The sequence below is a fragment of the Rhodoferax ferrireducens genome (assembly GCF_031458075.1).
Taxonomy (GTDB): Bacteria; Pseudomonadota; Gammaproteobacteria; order Burkholderiales; family Burkholderiaceae_C; genus Rhodoferax_B; species Rhodoferax_B ferrireducens_A.
The window spans coordinates 508,843-525,363 of record NZ_JAVDXT010000002.1 but is presented as its reverse complement, the minus strand read 5'-3'; the positions used below and the strand labels follow the sequence as shown (position 1 = coordinate 525,363).

General features: G+C 61.7%; 18 protein-coding genes and 1 pseudogene. 5 read left to right on the top strand and 14 right to left on the bottom strand.

What is annotated here, in order from left to right; genetic code table 11:
- Positions 1-14: 14 nt before the first annotated feature.
- The 5 genes from J2X19_RS11465 to rpsP all read right to left on the bottom strand — a co-directional run bounded on the left by J2X19_RS11465 (position 15) and on the right by rpsP (position 2,971).
- Positions 15-725, bottom strand: a complete 711-nt coding sequence (locus tag J2X19_RS11465; protein WP_310373239.1) for a CoA pyrophosphatase — start codon at positions 723-725, stop codon at positions 15-17.
- A 79-nt stretch (positions 726-804) separates the two neighbouring features.
- Positions 805-1,194 (bottom strand): 50S ribosomal protein L19, encoded by a 390-nt coding sequence (gene rplS / locus J2X19_RS11460; protein WP_092756161.1) that lies wholly within the window; start codon positions 1,192-1,194, stop codon positions 805-807.
- A gap of 121 nt (positions 1,195-1,315) precedes the next feature.
- Positions 1,316-2,074, bottom strand: a complete 759-nt coding sequence (gene trmD, locus J2X19_RS11455) for a tRNA (guanosine(37)-N1)-methyltransferase TrmD (protein WP_310373238.1) — start codon at positions 2,072-2,074, stop codon at positions 1,316-1,318.
- Between the two features lie 17 nt (positions 2,075-2,091).
- On the bottom strand, positions 2,092-2,670 hold the full coding sequence (gene rimM, locus J2X19_RS11450) for a ribosome maturation factor RimM (RefSeq protein WP_310373237.1): 579 nt from the start codon (positions 2,668-2,670) through the stop codon (positions 2,092-2,094).
- 40 nt (positions 2,671-2,710) lie between these two features.
- Entirely contained in the window at positions 2,711-2,971 is a 261-nt protein-coding gene (rpsP, locus tag J2X19_RS11445; protein WP_092756165.1) for a 30S ribosomal protein S16, read from the bottom strand.
- A 161-nt stretch (positions 2,972-3,132) separates the two neighbouring features.
- On the opposite strand from rpsP, the gene J2X19_RS11440 reads away from it, so the two are divergent.
- The gene (locus J2X19_RS11440) at positions 3,133-3,654 is read left to right on the top strand and encodes a GNAT family N-acetyltransferase (protein ID WP_310373236.1); all 522 of its coding nucleotides are present in this window, start codon (positions 3,133-3,135) and stop codon (positions 3,652-3,654) included.
- A 9-nt stretch (positions 3,655-3,663) separates the two neighbouring features.
- Positions 3,664-4,110: a hypothetical protein gene (locus J2X19_RS11435; RefSeq protein WP_310373235.1), complete on the top strand. Its 447-nt coding sequence runs from the start codon at positions 3,664-3,666 to the stop codon at positions 4,108-4,110.
- On the opposite strand, the gene J2X19_RS11430 is transcribed toward J2X19_RS11435, so the two are convergent.
- The 3 genes from J2X19_RS11430 to J2X19_RS11420 form a co-directional block, all read right to left on the bottom strand.
- Positions 4,111-5,121, bottom strand: coding sequence for an inorganic phosphate transporter (locus tag J2X19_RS11430; protein WP_116603701.1), 1,011 nt, complete (start codon positions 5,119-5,121; stop codon positions 4,111-4,113). It lies immediately after the preceding gene.
- Between the two features lie 13 nt (positions 5,122-5,134).
- Positions 5,135-5,782 (bottom strand): DUF47 domain-containing protein, encoded by a 648-nt coding sequence (locus tag J2X19_RS11425; RefSeq protein ID WP_092756173.1) that lies wholly within the window; start codon positions 5,780-5,782, stop codon positions 5,135-5,137.
- Positions 5,783-6,053: 271 nt separating this feature from the next.
- Entirely contained in the window at positions 6,054-6,458 is a 405-nt protein-coding gene (locus tag J2X19_RS11420; RefSeq protein WP_310373234.1) for a hypothetical protein, read from the bottom strand.
- A gap of 223 nt (positions 6,459-6,681) precedes the next feature.
- On the opposite strand from J2X19_RS11420, the gene J2X19_RS11415 reads away from it, so the two are divergent.
- The gene (locus tag J2X19_RS11415; RefSeq protein WP_310373233.1) at positions 6,682-8,076 is read left to right on the top strand and encodes an undecaprenyl-phosphate glucose phosphotransferase; all 1,395 of its coding nucleotides are present in this window, start codon (positions 6,682-6,684) and stop codon (positions 8,074-8,076) included.
- Positions 8,077-8,141: 65 nt separating this feature from the next.
- Here the strand turns inward: J2X19_RS11415 and folK are convergent, their stop codons facing one another.
- From folK to J2X19_RS11390, 5 genes are all read right to left on the bottom strand, one after another.
- Positions 8,142-8,618: a 2-amino-4-hydroxy-6-hydroxymethyldihydropteridine diphosphokinase gene (folK, locus tag J2X19_RS11410; RefSeq protein ID WP_310373232.1), complete on the bottom strand. Its 477-nt coding sequence runs from the start codon at positions 8,616-8,618 to the stop codon at positions 8,142-8,144.
- On the bottom strand, positions 8,611-10,146 hold the full coding sequence (gene pcnB, locus J2X19_RS11405; RefSeq protein ID WP_116603705.1) for a polynucleotide adenylyltransferase PcnB: 1,536 nt from the start codon (positions 10,144-10,146) through the stop codon (positions 8,611-8,613). The genes folK and pcnB overlap by 8 nt, the downstream gene beginning before the upstream one ends.
- Positions 10,147-10,216: 70 nt before the next feature.
- Positions 10,217-10,885: an HAD family hydrolase gene (locus tag J2X19_RS11400; RefSeq protein ID WP_310374523.1), complete on the bottom strand. Its 669-nt coding sequence runs from the start codon at positions 10,883-10,885 to the stop codon at positions 10,217-10,219.
- 11 nt (positions 10,886-10,896) lie between these two features.
- Complete coding sequence (hda, locus tag J2X19_RS11395; RefSeq protein WP_310373231.1) at positions 10,897-11,568, bottom strand: DnaA regulatory inactivator Hda; 672 nt, start codon at positions 11,566-11,568, stop codon at positions 10,897-10,899.
- Positions 11,569-11,570: 2 nt separating this feature from the next.
- Complete coding sequence (locus J2X19_RS11390) at positions 11,571-12,641, bottom strand: AI-2E family transporter (RefSeq protein ID WP_116603707.1); 1,071 nt, start codon at positions 12,639-12,641, stop codon at positions 11,571-11,573.
- Between the two features lie 176 nt (positions 12,642-12,817).
- On the opposite strand from J2X19_RS11390, the gene purM reads away from it, so the two are divergent.
- Positions 12,818-13,858 (top strand): phosphoribosylformylglycinamidine cyclo-ligase, encoded by a 1,041-nt coding sequence (purM, locus tag J2X19_RS11385; RefSeq protein ID WP_116603708.1) that lies wholly within the window; start codon positions 12,818-12,820, stop codon positions 13,856-13,858.
- A 98-nt stretch (positions 13,859-13,956) separates the two neighbouring features.
- Positions 13,957-15,072: pseudogene (locus J2X19_RS11380) on the top strand (PilT/PilU family type 4a pilus ATPase); the annotation flags it as partial.
- A 137-nt stretch (positions 15,073-15,209) separates the two neighbouring features.
- Here J2X19_RS11380 and J2X19_RS11375 read toward each other — a convergent pair.
- Positions 15,210-16,517, bottom strand: a complete 1,308-nt coding sequence (locus J2X19_RS11375; protein ID WP_310373230.1) for a hemolysin family protein — start codon at positions 16,515-16,517, stop codon at positions 15,210-15,212.
- Positions 16,518-16,521: the final 4 nt, after the last annotated feature.

The following is a 16,521-nucleotide window of genomic DNA, read 5'->3' as shown; positions in this document are numbered from 1 at the left end:
CCGCCACACGCCGCCTAGGCCGACAGGAATCGGTAGAAATTTCGCAACATCCCGGCGGTGGCGCCCCAGATGAAACGCTCGCCCTGCGCGTCCTGGTAGGGCATGGAAAACCATTCGCGCTGCACGCCTTCCCAGGCGAACGCGTGGCGCCGGTGGTGCGCCGGGTCCATCAAAAATGCCAGCGGCACCTCGAACGCATCGGCGACCTCGTCGGGCTGGTGCACCAGGGTAAAGCCCGGCTGCACCAGCGCCACTACGGGGGTGACGACAAAGGCCGTGCCGGTCACGTATTCCGGCAGCTGGCCTATCACCTGTACATAGTGGGCCGCCAGACCGACCTCCTCCCAAGCCTCGCGCAAGGCGGCAGCGGACACATCGGCATCGGAAGCATCGACCTTGCCGCCTGGAAAGGCAATCTGGCCGGCGTGGGTGGACATGTGCGAGGTGCGCTCGGTCAGCAGCACGGTCGGCCCGCCCTGTGCCAAGGCATGCAGGACGATGGGGATCAGCACCGCCGCCTGCCGGGGCACACGGTCGGTGAAGCGCGGTTCGGCCCGCACCTCGGGCTGCCAAGCCGGGGGCAGAAGAAAGCGCTGGCGCAAGGCATCGGGCAGCAACTGGGACGGTGGTACGGCAGGCAGATGCCCGTCCACGCCGAGCACCGGGATTTTGCGCGGGTCGAAGTGGGGCAGCTTCGACAAAGGGGTGAGAGGTATTTGGGTCACGCAGGTATTGTGCAAGGCCAAAGAAAAAGCCGCCACAAGCGCAATGCTTGTGGCGGCTTTTTCAAAGGAACAGCGCGGATTAAGCGGCTGCTTTGGCTGCTGCAACCTTGATACGGTTAGGCAGCTTTTCCTTGATACGCGCCGACTTGCCGCTGCGGTCACGCAGGTAGTACAGCTTGGCACGGCGGACATCACCGCGGCGCTTGACTTCAATACCAGCGATCAGCGGGCTGTAGGTTTGGAACGTACGCTCCACGCCTTCGCCGCTAGAGATCTTACGCACGGTGAAGCCGCTGTTGAGGCCGCGGTTGCGCTTGGCAATCACGACGCCTTCGTAGGCCTGCACACGCTTGCGCGAACCTTCAACCACGTTGACACTGACGATCACAGTGTCGCCGGGGGCGAAAGCGGGAATGGTCTTCCCAAGACGGGCAATTTCTTCTTGCTCTAGGGTTTCGATTAAGTTCATGGTTTTCCTCTTGTGATCATGCCCGCGCCTGGATTAGCTAATGTCCCACCAGGATGGCAGAACGGCCGAGCAGAGGATCGAAAAGCCTTCAAGTATAGCATTTCAGGCCACCCCACTCTTTTCAGGTCGGCGGCAAGCTCTTCAGCAAGGCCTCGTCGGCCCGGTTCAGGCGGCCGGCTGCACGCGCGGCCTGCAGCAAATCGGGGCGGCGCTGCGCGGTAATCTGCAGGCGCTGGTCACGCCGCCAGCGCTCGATCTGCAGATGGTGGCCCGACAGCAAGGCCTCGGGTACTTTGTGCTCTTCCCAGGTTTCCGGGCGGGTGTAGTGCGGGCAGTCGAGCAAACCATCCAATGCCGGGTTGAAGCTATCGAACTGGTGGCTGCCGGCGTCGTTCAACACCCCGGGCTGCAGCCGCGCCACCGCGTCCAGCAAAGCCAGGGCCGCGACTTCCCCGCCTGACAACACAAAGTCGCCCAGGCTGACCTGGTGCGTCACGAAGCGGTCGATGAAGCGCTGGTCTATGCCTTCGTAGCGTCCACAGACCAGCACCGCACCCGCACTGGCCGACCAGACTTCTACCGCTGCATGCGTAAGCGTCGAGCCCAAAGGAGAAAACAAGACGACAGGTGCAGGCACCGCATCTGCGCGCGCGGCCTGGATCGTCCGCAGGCAGCGCGCCAGCGGCTCCGCCAGCATGACCATGCCCGGACCACCGCCAAAAGGCCGGTCGTCGACGCGGCGGTAGTTGCCATCGGCAAAATCGCGCGGATTCCAGAGATGCACATCCACCAAGCCGGCTTCAAACGCGCGGCGGGTGATGCCGCTGGTCAAAAACGGAGCAAATAACTCAGGAAAAAGACTAATGATGTCGAACCGCATGCGCAGCGCCTGCCGGTTCAATAGTCGGGCTGCCAGTCCACGGTGATACGGCGCGCGGGCAGGTCGACCTTGTCAACGTATACGGCAACGAATGGAACCATACGCTCCAGTTCCTGGCTGACGCCGGCTTCATCCAGCGCCTGGTAACCAATCACCAGCACGGTCTGGGCACCGGTAGCCAGCAGTTCTTTAACCTGGCCCAGGGCGGCGCCTTCGCGGTTCACCACATCCAGGCCGATCAGATCGACCCAGTAGTACTCGTCGGTGGCGGCAGTGGGGAAACTGGTGCGGGCCACGAAGATTCGGGCACCGCGCAAGGCCTCGGCAGCATCCCGCCCCTCGACCGCATGGGCCTGGGCCACAATGCCACCAGAATGTTCTTTGGCTTCCATCACGCGCAGCAGCTTGGTGCCGGCAAAGGTTTTGGTACCCCGCTCGGCTGGCAACAGAAACCAGCGTTTGGAAGAAAAAAGCGCCTCGGGTGTGGCGCTGTGGGAGACGACCTTGAACCAGCCTTTGATCCCCCAAGCATCACCCACGCGCCCTACTTCTACGGCATCCGCCGGCAATTCAGCGGTATCTAGAGAGGGCATCATGGGTGCTGCAAGGCAAGCGCCGAGCGCCTGCTGTTCAAAATTAAGCGGCTGGGGCTGCTTTTTTGGCAGCTTGTGCAATCAGGCGTTCCACCGTGGGGGAAGCCTGGGCACCAACGCTACGCCAGTGGGTCAGGCGGTCTTGTGCAATGCGGATGCTTTCTTCATTGGCGGTGGCGATTGGGTTGTAGAAACCGATGCGCTCAATGAAACGACCGTCGCGGCGGGTGCGCTTGTCGGTCACAACGATGTTGAAAAACGGGCGTGCTTTTGCACCGCCACGGGCGAGTCGAATAACGACCATGATTTATCCTTCGGGGTGGCTGAAAATAATTCCAACCGATTGCCATAAGTGCCAAGTGGGCACCTGGCGTTTTATTCCAGCGTTGAGACACGCAACTGACCACCTAGCCAGTGACACGCTGAAAAGCCTTCCATTATACCTTCACCCAAGCCCATCACGCCATGCCCACAATACGCCCCGTCAGTGACGACGACATGCATGCCATCGCCGCCATCTATACCCACCATGTACTGCATGGGACCGGCACTTTTGAGACCACGCCACCCAGTACCGAAGAGATGGCCGGTCGCCGTGCAGATGTACTGGCCAAAGGCCTTCCCTACCTGGTACTGGAAGATGCGGGAGAAGTCCAAGGCTTTGCCTATTGCAACTGGTTCAAGCCCCGCCCCGCATACCGTTTCTCCGCAGAAGACTCGGTGTATTTGGCCCCCGATACCGGCGGTAAAGGCCTGGGACGCATCCTGCTCGCCGAACTCATGACCCAGGCTGAACGCGCCGGCGTCCGCAAGCTGATTGCCGTAATTGGCGATTCGGGCAACGCCGGCTCCATCGGTGTGCACCGCAGCCTGGGGTTCAACCAGGTCGGCGTGCTTAGCGCCTGCGGATGGAAGTTTGGCCGCTGGCTAGACGTTGTGCTGATGGAAAAATTCATTGGCGTCGGCAACACCAGTTCCCCTGAATAATCGGGCCCTATGAAAAACAAAACTTTGGCCGCCTGGTTGGCATTTTTGGGTGGCCCGCTGGGGCTGCACCGCTTTTATTTACGCGGCCTGGGCGATATCTGGGGCTGGCTGTTCATACTGCCGACGGCGCTAGGCCTTTACGGCATACAACGCGTGCACACCCTGGGCCTGGACGACCACTGGAGCTGGGTTTTGATTCCGCTGCTGGGGTTGAGCATTACGGCGGGCGCCTTGTCGGCGCTAATTTTTGGCCTGATGGCGCCGGAAAAGTGGAACACCAAGTTCAACCCCGCTGGCGCATCGGATGCAGCAGCGGGTGAAACCAACTGGCTGACTGTGGGCGCACTGGTTTGCGCCTTGCTGATAGGCGCAGGCACCTTGATGGCCAGCCTGGCCTTTAGCTTCCAGCGCTACTTCGAATACCAGATCGAAGAAGCGCAGAAGATCAGCCAATAATTAAAAAATCTGCAGGCTCAACCAGTAGGCAATGGCGGCCACGAAGGCACTGGCGGGGATGGTGAAAATCCAGGCCCAGACGATGGTGCCAGCCACCCCCCAACGCACGGCACTGGCGCGCTGGGTTGACCCCACCCCCACAATGGCGCCGGTAATGGTGTGGGTAGTCGACACAGGAACCCCCAGCGCGGTTGCCAGAAACAGCGTCAGGGCACCCCCGGTTTCAGCGCAAAACCCCCCCACCGGCTTGAGCTTGGTGATCTTCTGTCCCATGGTTTTCACAATACGCCAGCCACCAAACATGGTGCCCATGGCAATCGCGGTATAGCAGCAGACAATCGCCCAGGTCGGAGGCGATGCATCCGTCGAAGCCGAGTAGCCGGTAGCAATCAACAGCATCCAGATGATGCCTATGGTTTTCTGCGCATCGTTGCCGCCGTGGCCCAGACTATAGGCTCCCGCGGAGACCAACTGCAGGCGCCGGAACCACCGATCCACCTTGGACGGAGTCGCCCTGCGACACACCCAGGCCACCAGCACCATCATCAAAGACCCGAGAAAAAAGCCCAGCACGGGTGAGATGAAGATAAATGCCACCGTCTTCAGGATGCCACTAGACACCAGCGCACTGGAACCCGCCTTGCCCATCACGGCCCCCACAATGCCACCAATCAGCGCATGTGACGAACTGCTAGGGATGCCGTAATACCAGGTGACAAAATTCCAGAAGATCGCCCCCACCAGGGCGCCAAATACCACGTGCACATCCACCACGCCGGCATCGGCAATCCCCTTGCCCACCGTCGCCGCCACACTCAGATGGAAGATGAAAATCGCAATGAAATTGAAAAATGCCGCAAACACCACAGCTTGCGCGGGCTTCAACACACCGGTGGACACTACAGTAGCAATCGAATTTGCCGCGTCATGAAACCCGTTCATGAAGTCGAACAGCAAAGCCAGCACCACCAAGAGCACCACCACCCACAAACCTACCTGCACCGTTGCCATGTAATGCCTCGGATCAGGAGTTCTCGAGGACGATGCCCTCGATCAGATTGGCCACGTCTTCGCATTTATCGGTAATGGTTTCCAACAGCTCGTAAATCGCCTTGAGCTTGATCACCTCCCGCACATCGGGCTCTTCACGAAACAGCTTGCTCATGGCAGAACGCATAACGCGGTCGGCATCCGATTCCAGGCGATCGATTTCTTCGCAGGTCTTCAAAGCCGCTTCTGCGGTGGCGGGCTCTGCGATCTTGGACAGCATGTACACAGCGTCTTTCAAACGCTCGCAGCACTTCACGCTCAACTCGGTCAAACGGGAGATTTCGTCCGTCATGTGGCGCACGTCGTACAAGGCCATGGTTTCGGCGGAATCCTGGATCAGATCGGCCACGTCATCCATGGTGTTGATCAGCTTGTGTATCTGCTCGCGGTCAATCGGCGTGATGAAGGTCTTGTGCAACATCTTGTTGACGTCGTGGGTCACACGGTCGGCCGCGCTCTCGGCGATATCCACGTCGCGGTTGTACTTCTCGCGCAAATGCGGATCGTTGTAATTAGCCACCAACTGCGAGAAGGCGCGCGCGGCCTCCACAATGCGGTCCGCATGCTGGTTGAACATTTCGAAAAAATTGCCTTCACGCGGCAACAGCTTGCCAAACAGCATGGCGGGACTCCTAAGGGGGGATTGCGTCAGAAATATGACAAAAAGATGACTGCGCCGAGTTTAACCGGCCCCACAACCCCACCCGTCCTGGTGACGCACTGTGTGCGTGAATGTTGGGAAGTCTGTTTTGGCGTACTGCCGAAAGCAGTAAACAGTTCAAAAATACGGGTTGGCATAAGCCAAACCAAAAAAAAGCTGCCGCTGTAGCGGGCAGCCTACTTGCTGCATCTATGCGCCAGAGCCTGGCCAGGCTCTGGTCGCACACACCATCTCAGCTGCGGATACGACGAAGCGCGATCACCCCCATCAGCACCAGGCCGGCCACCAGCATGCGGCCATCTTCATCACCGGTTTCCTCTGCAGCAGAGGCCTCAGCCGCCACGCTACCCGCCGCAAAAGAACCCACGGAGGATTCGCGGCTACGCGATACAGGGGAAAAACCTGTCTTGACCATACCCGTTTGCAGCGACTGCACAAGCGCATCCATGCCAGCCATGTCCTTGCTAGCGCCAGCGGAGCTCTGAGCCATAGCGACGGAAGCATTGACTTGAGAATTTGTGGCGGATGCGGAAGCTGCCGCAGTAAAGCCAACGACTGCCGCGACCAAGATGTGAATCAGTTTTTTCATAAAAAGCCCATTCATGGATAAGGACAGGGATGAAATAGCAACATCCATGCCGAACCTATGGAAAACCCCGATGGAAATTTCGAATTCCCAATAAAAACAACATGTTGCATTGCAGCATATTAATTAAACAAATGTTGTGTACAGATGTAACTTTCTTACTATGTAAGAAATACCGACATGCCGCGCACATTTTTAGGGCCGCGAGTGTTCCAATCATTGGTACATTTGCGTGTATTTTTTGCTGCAGAGAAGCTTGTTTCTAGATCCCCTCATGATAAACGCTCTTGACAAACAAAAGAATTTCTTGCGTCCGAGCTTTACGCTGCCCGGAGCGCTGGAAGCCTTTCTCGATCCCGTGGTTACTATGGTTACCTTGGCCGCATGTTTGGCCTGGTATGCGCATCCGCTGTCGGCGCGCTACATCATCCTGGGAGTGATTGCTTTTTCGCTGTCTTTCCCGGGCAATGTGGGCTTCCACGAGCCCCCCCAGCGCATGGTGCGCAAGCTTTTGACCAACTGGCTGGTGTTCCTGGTCATCCTGGGTGGCTTTGGCGTGGCCACGGGCTATATGAAAAGCTTTACCCGGCCGGTATTGATTGCCTGGGCGGTGCTGACGCCACTTGCCCAGATCGGTAGCCATTTTTTCTTGCGCTGGGCGCTGCCCAAAGCCATTACCGGCAGCGGACAGCAGCGCCGGGTGGTGATCACAGGTGTGAATGAGGTGGGCCTGCGCTTGCTGCACGAGTTTGAGTCCAATCCCTACCTGAATACCCGCGTGCTGGGTTTTTTTGACGACCGCAGTTCGGACCGTCTGGGCGAGCTGGGCAAGGTCCCGATGCTGGGACGCATGTCGGATCTGGCGGAGTTCATGAAAACCAGCGACGTCGAAGCCATTTACCTGGCCCTGCCCATGGCCTCCCAACCCCGCATACTGGCCGTGCTGGACGACCTCAAGGACACCACAGCGTCGATCTACTTTGTACCGGATATTTTCATGACCGACCTGATCCAGGGTCGCCTGGCGAATGTGGGGCCGATGCCAGTGATGGCCGTTTGCGAAACCCCGTTCAACGGCATGAGCGGCCTGATCAAGCGCGCATCGGACATCTTCATCTCGCTGATGATTCTGATATTGGCATCGCCGATCTTTCTGGCGCTGGCATTGGCGGTCAAGTTCACGTCACCCGGACCCATCATCTTCAAGCAGCGCCGCTACGGGCTGGATGGCAAGGAAATCCTGGTCTACAAATTCCGCTCCATGACCACAGAAGACAACGGCACGGTGGTCAAGCAGGCGACCAAGAACGACAGCCGCATCACGCCGCTGGGCGCGATTCTGCGCAAGACCTCATTGGACGAGCTGCCACAGTTCGTCAACGTGCTGCAGGGCCGCATGAGCATCGTCGGGCCGCGCCCGCACGCGGTGGCGCACAACGAAACCTACCGCAAACTGGTCAAGGGCTACATGGTGCGGCACAAGGTCAAGCCAGGCATTACCGGCTGGGCCCAGGTCAGCGGCTACCGCGGCGAGACCGACACCATCGACAAGATGGAAAAACGCATCGACTACGACCTGGAATACCTGCGCAACTGGTCGCTGGGCTTTGACCTGTGGATCATCGTCAAAACCGTGCTGGTGGTGTTGAACGACAAGAAGGCCTACTAAGGCGAACTGCTATATCTTGTATAGCTGCTAGTGCAGATGGAATAAGCGCTAACGGCTTGTTTTACTTATAACTTCTCGATTGCCTGGTCGCGCACCGCACGCAGCTGTTTGGGGGTGACCAGCGCCGGCGCAATCTCGGCCAGCGGCCGCAGCACAAAGGCCCGCTGCACCATGCGCGGATGCGGCACGGTCAGCGCCAAGCTGTGGACATGCCCACTGCCGAACAACAGAATATCCAGGTCCAGCGTGCGCGGTGCATTCCGGTACGGCCGCTTGCGGCCTGCCGATTGCTCTATTTTCTGTAGCTGCTCCAGCAGATCTGGTGCGCACAGACTTGTAATGACCTCTACCACCGCGTTCACGTAGTCGGGCCCATCGGAATCGATGGGCGTGGTCAGGTACAGCGACGAACGCTGGCGAACCTCGGTCTGCGGCAAGCCATGGATGGCCTCCATCGCACTGCGTACGGTCTGTACGGCATCGCCTAGATTGGCGCCTAGCGCCACATAGGCGGTGACCGGCTCCCGCACCGCTTCAAGCATCCGAGCCGGCAACCGGCGCACCGCCACCACTGGGCTTGCGGCGGCGACGGCGCTTTTTGGGCGCTGCGGCGGCATCCGACTCGTGGGCTGCCTCCACCGGGCCTGCAGCAGTGCCCTCTTTCGGCTGTGTGACCACGCGGGGCACGCGCACCGGGCGCTGGCGGCGGCTCTGCTCTTCGCGGGCCTGGGCCAGCAGGTCTTCGCGCTGGTCGTCGCTACCGGTGGTGAACTCCTGCCACCAGTCGGCAATCACCTGCTCCACCTCGCCAGCGTCGGCACGCAAGCGCATGAAGTCAAAAGCGGCGCGGAAGCGCGGCTGGTCAATCATGCCGTAGGGGCCGCTGCCCACGCGCTTCTCGAAGCGCGGCTGCATCAGCCAGGTCTCGCGCATATCGCCGGCCAGCCGACCGCGGCCGGAGACATCGCCGATGCGCGCGTTGAACACATCTTCCACCGCGTCCTGTAGCGCCGCAAACGAAGGCTGTTGGGCCGAGCGGGCAGCCCAGCCGTCACGCACGTCGGCCCACAGCACGCAGGCCAGCAGGAAGCTGGGCGCCACCGGCTTGCCTTCGCCGACCCGGCGGTCGGTATCCTGCAGCGCGGCCAGCACAAACGGCTGGTCGGCGCGCTCCACCACCACATCGAGCAGCGGGTAGATGCCGGTCGCCATGCCCAGCTTGCGCAATTGGGCGATGGTGGCGACCGCGTGGCCGGTTTGCAGCAGCTTGAGCATTTCATCGAACAAGCGGCTTTGCGGCACATCGGCCAGCAACTTCTGCGAATTCACCAGCGGTGCCGCGGTTTTGGGTTCGATGCTGAAGCCCAGTGGTCCGAGCTTGGCGGCAAAACGCACGGCGCGGATGATGCGCACCGGGTCTTCACGGTAACGCGTAGCCGGGTCGCCAATCATGCGGATGACGCGGTTTTTACTGTCCTTCAGACCGCCGTGGTAGTCGACCACGATCTGGCTCTTCGGGTCGTAGTACATGGCGTTGATGGTGAAGTCGCGGCGAGCGGCATCCTCGTCGTGCGGCCCCCAGACGTTGTCGCGCAGCACCCGGCCGCTGGAATCGACCGCGTGCTTCATATTGGCCAGCTCGCTCTTGCTGGTGCGCTCATTGCCGGCCACCTGCTCGGCAGCCGCGTTGTCCATGTAGGCACGGAAGGTCGAGACCTCGATGACCTCGTTCTCACGACCTCGGCCGTAGACCACGTGGACGATGCGGAAGCGCCGGCCGATGATGAAGGCCCGGCGGAACAGGCCCTTGACCTGCTCGGGCGTGGCATTGGTGGCCACGTCAAAGTCCTTGGGGCGCAGACCGACCAGCAGGTCGCGTACCGCGCCGCCGACGATGTAGGCCTCAAACCCGGCCTGCTGCAAGGTGCTGACTACGTTGAGCGCCCGTTCATCCACCAGGGCGGGGTTGATGCCGTGCTCGGAAACAGGAATTTCTGCGCGCTTGCCGAACTTGGGCTTTTTGGCGGCGGGCTTTTTGCCCAGCAATTTATCGATGAAGGTCTTGATCATGTGAATGGTGTAAGACTTACGCAACCTCCGGCGGGCGGGCTCGGGAGCCATCCGCCGGAGGTTGCGTAAGTCATGGAGTAAACAGGTCCAGTATGCGCCATCCGCGTTCGGTGGCAATCGCGCGCAAACGCGCATCGGGGTTGGTGGCCACCGGGTGCTGGACTTTTTCCAGCAGTGCCAGGTCGTTGATCGAGTCGGAGTAGAAAGTCGCCTCCACATCGCCCCAGCCCCAGCCGCGGTGGGCCAGCCAGTCTTCGACCCGGCTGATCTTGCCCTCGCGGAACGAGGGCACGCCCTGGATCTTGCCGGTGATCCAGCCGCTGGCGTCATGCTCCAGGTCCACCGCAATCAGTTCATCGACACCCAGCGCCAGGGCGATGGGGCGGGTGACGAAGGCATTGGTGGCGGTGACGATGACCACCTGGTCGCCCGCCTCCTGGTGCTGGCGCAACAGCTCCCGGGCCACCGGCTTGATGACCGGCAGCACGACAGTGCGCATGAAGTCTGCGTGAGCAGCTATCGATTTCGCAGCACCCTGGCGGCGTGCGGCGTCCGTGGCAAACAGCACGTACTCGTGGATGTCGAGGGTGCCGGCCTTGTAATGGGCGTAGAAGTCGTCGTTGCGCTGCTGGAACACCACCGGGTCGGTCCAGCCGATGGAGGTGGTGTAGGCGCCCCAGGCGTAGTCCGAGTCGATCGGTATCAGCGTGTGGTCCAGGTCGAACAGCGCCAGCTTCACGGGATGGTCTTTCAAATTGTCTCCAGCATGGATTTAACCAGGGGAATGGTGATGGCGCGCTGGGTTTGCAACGCGTAGCGGTCCAGATGCTCGAGCAGCTGCATCAGGCTACCCAGGTCGCGGCTGAAGCGGCGCAGCATGAAGTCCACCACCTCGTCGCTCAGCACCAGGCCGCGCGCCTGGGCTTCGCGGCGCAGCACGCCGCGGCACTCGTCCTCGCTCAGCGGCTGCAGCGCAAAGATGTGGCCGCCACCGAGCCGGGTGCGCAAATCTTCGCGCAGCACCAGATCGGCCGGCGGCACGTCGCCTGCACCCAGCACCCAGCAGCGGCTGGTTTGGGCATTCACAAACCATTTAAAAGCCATGTGCTGCTGCGCCGGGTTGTACAGGTGCACATCGTCCAGCAGCACCGCAGCCCAGCCGTCGTCGAATTCCGGCGGCTCGTAAACGCTGGGGTCGAGCCAGCCGACCCGCGCCGCCTGCATGCGGTAGGCCTCGCGCACCGCGCGCAGCAAATAGGTCTTGCCGGTGGCCGAGCCGCCCCATAGATAGGTTTGCAGCGGCCTGCCGGTATCCACCACCGCCTGCTGCACATGCTGCAGCGCGGCCGCATTCTGGCCGGCAAAAAAATTCGCCAATGTGGGGCTGGTCGCCAGGCCGATATCCAATACCAGTTGCTGCATGGCTATCCTTGGTACAAAGGGCTGGCCAGGTAGCTGGTACGCACCCGGCGTATCGCCACCAGCAGCACGGCGCTGGCCGGCAGCGCCACCAGCACGCCGACGAAGCCGAACACCTGGCCAAAGGCCAGCAGGGCAAAAATCACCGCCAGCGGGTGCAGGCCGATGCGCTCGCCCACCAAGCGCGGGGTGAGGAACAGGCTTTCCACAAACTGGCCGATGCCGTACACCACGGCCACCATCACCAGCGCCTTGATCGAGGCAAACTGCAACAGCCCGGCCAGTGCCGCCAGCACCAGGCCGATGCCAAAGCCCAAATAGGGCACGAACATCGCCAGGCCAGTGAACAGCCCAATCGGCAGGCCCAGATCGAGCCCGAACAGCGACAGCCCGACCGCGTAAAACACCGCCATGATCAGCATCACCAGCAGCTGGCCGCGCAGGTACTGGCCCAGCACCTCGTCGGCCTCTTCCACAAAGCTGTCGAAACCAGGGCGCAAGCGGGTAGGCACCAGGGCCACCAGCTGGGCGATGAAGCGGTCCCAGTCCATCAGCAGGTAGAACAGCGCCACCGGAATCAGCACCAGATTGCCCAGCACAGCCATGGCAAAACTGCCTCCCAGCCGCACCGACGAGACCAGCGAGGCCAGCGCGTCTTCCACATTGGCGTTCAGGTACTTGAACACAAAGGCCTTGATGCTCACCGGGTCCAGCGCCACCTTGAGCCCCAGCTGGGCCAGCAGCGGCTTCAGCCATTTGGCCAGCCCGTCCAGCAGCAGCGGCAGCTGCTCGCGCATCAGCGGAGCCTCCTTGACCAGAATCGGCACGATCAGCAGGGCCACGGCGAGCACCGCCACGATGAACACCAGCTCGACCACCGCCACCGCCAGCACCCGCGGCACGCGGCCTTTGCACAGGCTGTCCAGCCTGTCCACCAGCGGCGTCAGCACGTAGGCCAGCACGGCGGCCACGGCAAACGGCGTCAGCACCGGCCCCAGCAGCCACAGCGCCAGCACGGCGACCGCAGCAATGGAAAGCCAGGCCAGAGCGCGCCTTTGGGTGGAGGTGAATTGCATCAGGTGATGGGCTGGAGTAGCGAGAATGGAGTGGACAGGGATGCGGGCCGATGGAATGACGCTGCGCCTGCCCTTAAAATCTGCGCAAATTGTAGAGGGCTGCGCGGCTAAATCCCGCCAACCCGCTTATCTGGGCAGTTTTGCCTGCACCTTCAGCCTCTTGTGAACCCCACACCATGACCACATCCCACACCGCCCCCCTCTCGTACAAAGACGCCGGGGTCGATATCGACGCGGGCGACGCCCTGGTCGAACGCATCAAGCCCCTGGCCAAGAAAACCATGCGCGAAGGCGTGCTGGCAGGCATTGGCGGCTTTGGCGCGCTGTTTGAAGTACCCAAGCGCTACAAAGAGCCGGTGCTGGTCAGCGGCACCGACGGCGTGGGCACCAAGCTGCGCCTGGCGTTTGAGTGGAATATGCACGACACCGTGGGCATCGACCTGGTGGCCATGAGTGTCAACGACGTGCTGGTACAAGGCGCCGAGCCGCTGTTCTTCCTCGACTACTTTGCCTGCGGCAAGCTGGACGTGGACACCGCCGCGGCCGTGGTTGGCGGCATCGCCAAGGGCTGTGAACTGTCAGGCTGTGCGCTGATCGGCGGCGAAACCGCTGAAATGCCCGGCATGTACCCGGCGGGCGAATACGACCTGGCCGGCTTTGCCGTCGGCGCCGTTGAAAAATCCAAGATCCTGACCGGCAAGGAAGTAGCCGCCGGCGACGTGGTGCTGGGCCTGGCCAGCAGCGGCGTGCATTCCAACGGCTTCAGCCTGGTGCGCAAGTGCATCGAGCGCGCGGGCGACGCAACGCCGGCCACCCTGGACGGCAAGCCCTTCAAGCAAGCCCTGATGGAGCCGACCCGCTTATACGTGAAGAACGTGCTGGCCGCGCTGGCTGCGCACCCCATCAAGGCCCTGGCCCACATTACCGGCGGCGGCCTGCTGGAGAACATCCCCCGCGTGCTGCCCGAGGGCACGGCCGCCCACCTGAAGCAAGGCAGCTGGCCGCAGACCGAGCTGTTCGCCTGGCTGCAGAAGACGGCCGGCATCGACGACTTTGAAATGAACCGCACCTTCAACAACGGCATCGGCATGGTGGTGGTGGTGGACGCAGCCAACGCAGCCGCCACCGCACAAACGCTGCGCGCGCTGGGCGAGTCGGTGTATGAGATCGGCGTGATTGGTGCGCGTGGTGACGGTGCTGCCGTCGTCGTCGCCTAAATTTATAAAAAATAGGCCTCTGGCGCACTACCTACCTGCACGAGCAGCTATGTAAACAATAGCAAATCCATCCACCCACCAAGGCCGCCATGTCGACGTTGACCGAAGACCAAGCCCGCAGTTACATGCACAAGCTGCTGACGGCCATGCACCAGGCCGGTGGGTCGGACTTGTTCATCGCCGCCGACTTCGCGCCGAGCATGAAGTCCAACGGCCAGATGAAGGCCTTGTCGGCGCAGAAGCTGGCCAGCGACGTGACCCGCATGCTGGCCCAGTCGCTGATGAACGAGCGGCAGAACGCCGAGTTCGCCAAGGAGATGGAGTGCAACTTTGCGATGGCCCTGCCCGGCGTGGCGCGGTTCCGGGTGAATGTGTTCGTCCAGCAGCAAAGCGTCAGCATGGTGATACGCACCATCGCCGCCGAAACCCCCAGCTTTGCCACTCTGGCCCTGCCCGAGGTGCTGAAAGAAGTCATCATGCACAAGCGTGGCCTGGTACTGGTGGTGGGCGGCACCGGCTCGGGCAAATCGACCTCGCTGGCGGCCATGATCGACCACCGCAACAGCAGCTCGGGCGGCCACATCATCACCGTGGAAGACCCGGTGGAATATGTGCACACCTCCAAGATGTCGCTGGTCAGCCACCGCGAGGTGGGAGTGGACACGCATTCCTGGCACCACGCGCTGAAAAACACGCTGCGCCAGGCGCCCGACGTGATCCTGATCGGCGAAATCCGCGATCCGCAGACCATGGAGCACGCAATCGCGTTTGCCGAAACTGGCCACCTGTGCCTGGCCACGCTGCACGCCAACAGCGCCAACCAGGCGCTGGACCGTATCATCAACTTCTTCCCCGAAGAGCGGCGCAACCAGCTGCTGATGGACATGTCGGCCAATCTGCGCGCCATCGTTTCGCAGCGCCTGGTGCGCACCGAAGACGGTAAGGGCCGGCGCGCCGCAGTCGAGATTTTGCTGAACACCCCGCTGGTAGCCGACCGGATTTTCAAAGGCCAGTTCAACGACCTGAAGGCGCTGATGGACAAGTCGCGCGAACTGGGCATGCGCACCTTCGACTGGGCGCTGTTCGAGCTGTACAACGAAGGCCACATCTCCTACGAGGAAGCCCTGCGCAACGCCGATTCGGCCAACGAGCTGCGCCTCAATATGAAGCTGAAAAGCGCGCGTGGCGAGCCGGCCACCGCCGGCGGCATGGAACTGAGCTTTGACAAGCCCTTGACCGACGAAGAAGTCGAAGCCCTGCGCGCCGAAGAGCTGCTCAAGCAGCAGCAAAGGCGCCGCCAGCTGGAAGACGAACAGCTGGCCAAGCTGCGCCAGGCCAAGGGCTCGGCGGCTTAGTCGTCTACCGGGGCCGGCGCAGCGATGCTGGCCAGCACCTTGTCGATGCGCTTGCCGTCCAGGTCCACCACCTCGAACACCCAGCCCGCGCACTCTATGCTTTCGGCCGCGACCATCATGCGGCCGGAGACCGACATCAGCAAGCCCGCCACCGTGTTGTAGCGGCCGCGGTCTTCTTCCGGCAGTTCCTTGATGTCGAGACGGGATTTGAGCTCGCTGACCGGCATCAGGCCGTCCAGCAGCCAGGAGCCGTCTTCACGCTGGGTCGCCCAGGCATCGGCCTGGGCACCCGGCTGCAGCTCGCCGGTGATGGCTTCCAGCAGGTCGCGCGGCGTCATCAGGCCCTGCACCACGCCGTATTCGTCGACCACGAACACCATCCGGCCCGACTTGGCGCGAAACTGCTCGAGCAGCTCCATACCGCTCAGGGTTTCGGGCAGGAATGCGGCCGGCAGCACATGCGGCTCCACCGGTCCAGGCAGGTCAGCGCCCAGTTCCAGCAAGCGGCCTACGCTGATCACACCAACCACATCGTCCAGCGAGCCCCGGCACACCGGGTACCAGGAATGCGCCACCTTGTCGCCACCACTGCTGGCCATCTGCAGGCATTGCGCCACCGTGTGCGAGGCTTCCAGCCAGTTCACGTCGGTGCGCGGCACCATCAGGGAGGTGAGCGGCCGCTCGTCAAGCCGGAACACGTTCTGCACCATCTGGTGTTCGTGCTCCTCGATCACGCCGGCGTCCACACCCTCCTCCAGGCTGGCCACGATTTCTTCTTCCGTCACCGACCGGCCGGCGGCGTTGTCGATGCGCAGCAGCTTCAACACCGCATGGGTGCTGATGGACAGCAAACGCACAAAAGGCTTGGCCCCGGTCGCCACCCAGGTCATGGGCCGGGAAACGTAACGCGCCACCAGCTCGGGATACAACTGGCCAATGCGCTTGGGCACCAGCTCACCGAATACGATAGTGACAAAGGTGATCACCGTCACCACAATCACCGTGGCCGTGATGTCGGCAGCCCCCACGGCCACCCCAAATTGCTGCACCCAGGCAGATACACCATCACTGAACGCAGCTTCGCCCAGAATACCGTTCACCATGCCGATAGAAGTAATGCCGACCTGCACGGACGACAGGAACTGCGTGGGGTTCTCCAGCAGAGCCAGTGCCGCCAGAGCCCCCTTGTCGCCCGCCTCCGCCATCGCCGTCAGGCGCGCCTTGCGACTCGATGCCAAGGCCAGCTCCGACATAGAAAACACGCCATTGAGCAAAGTCAACAGCACAATCAGCAATAAATCCATGGAT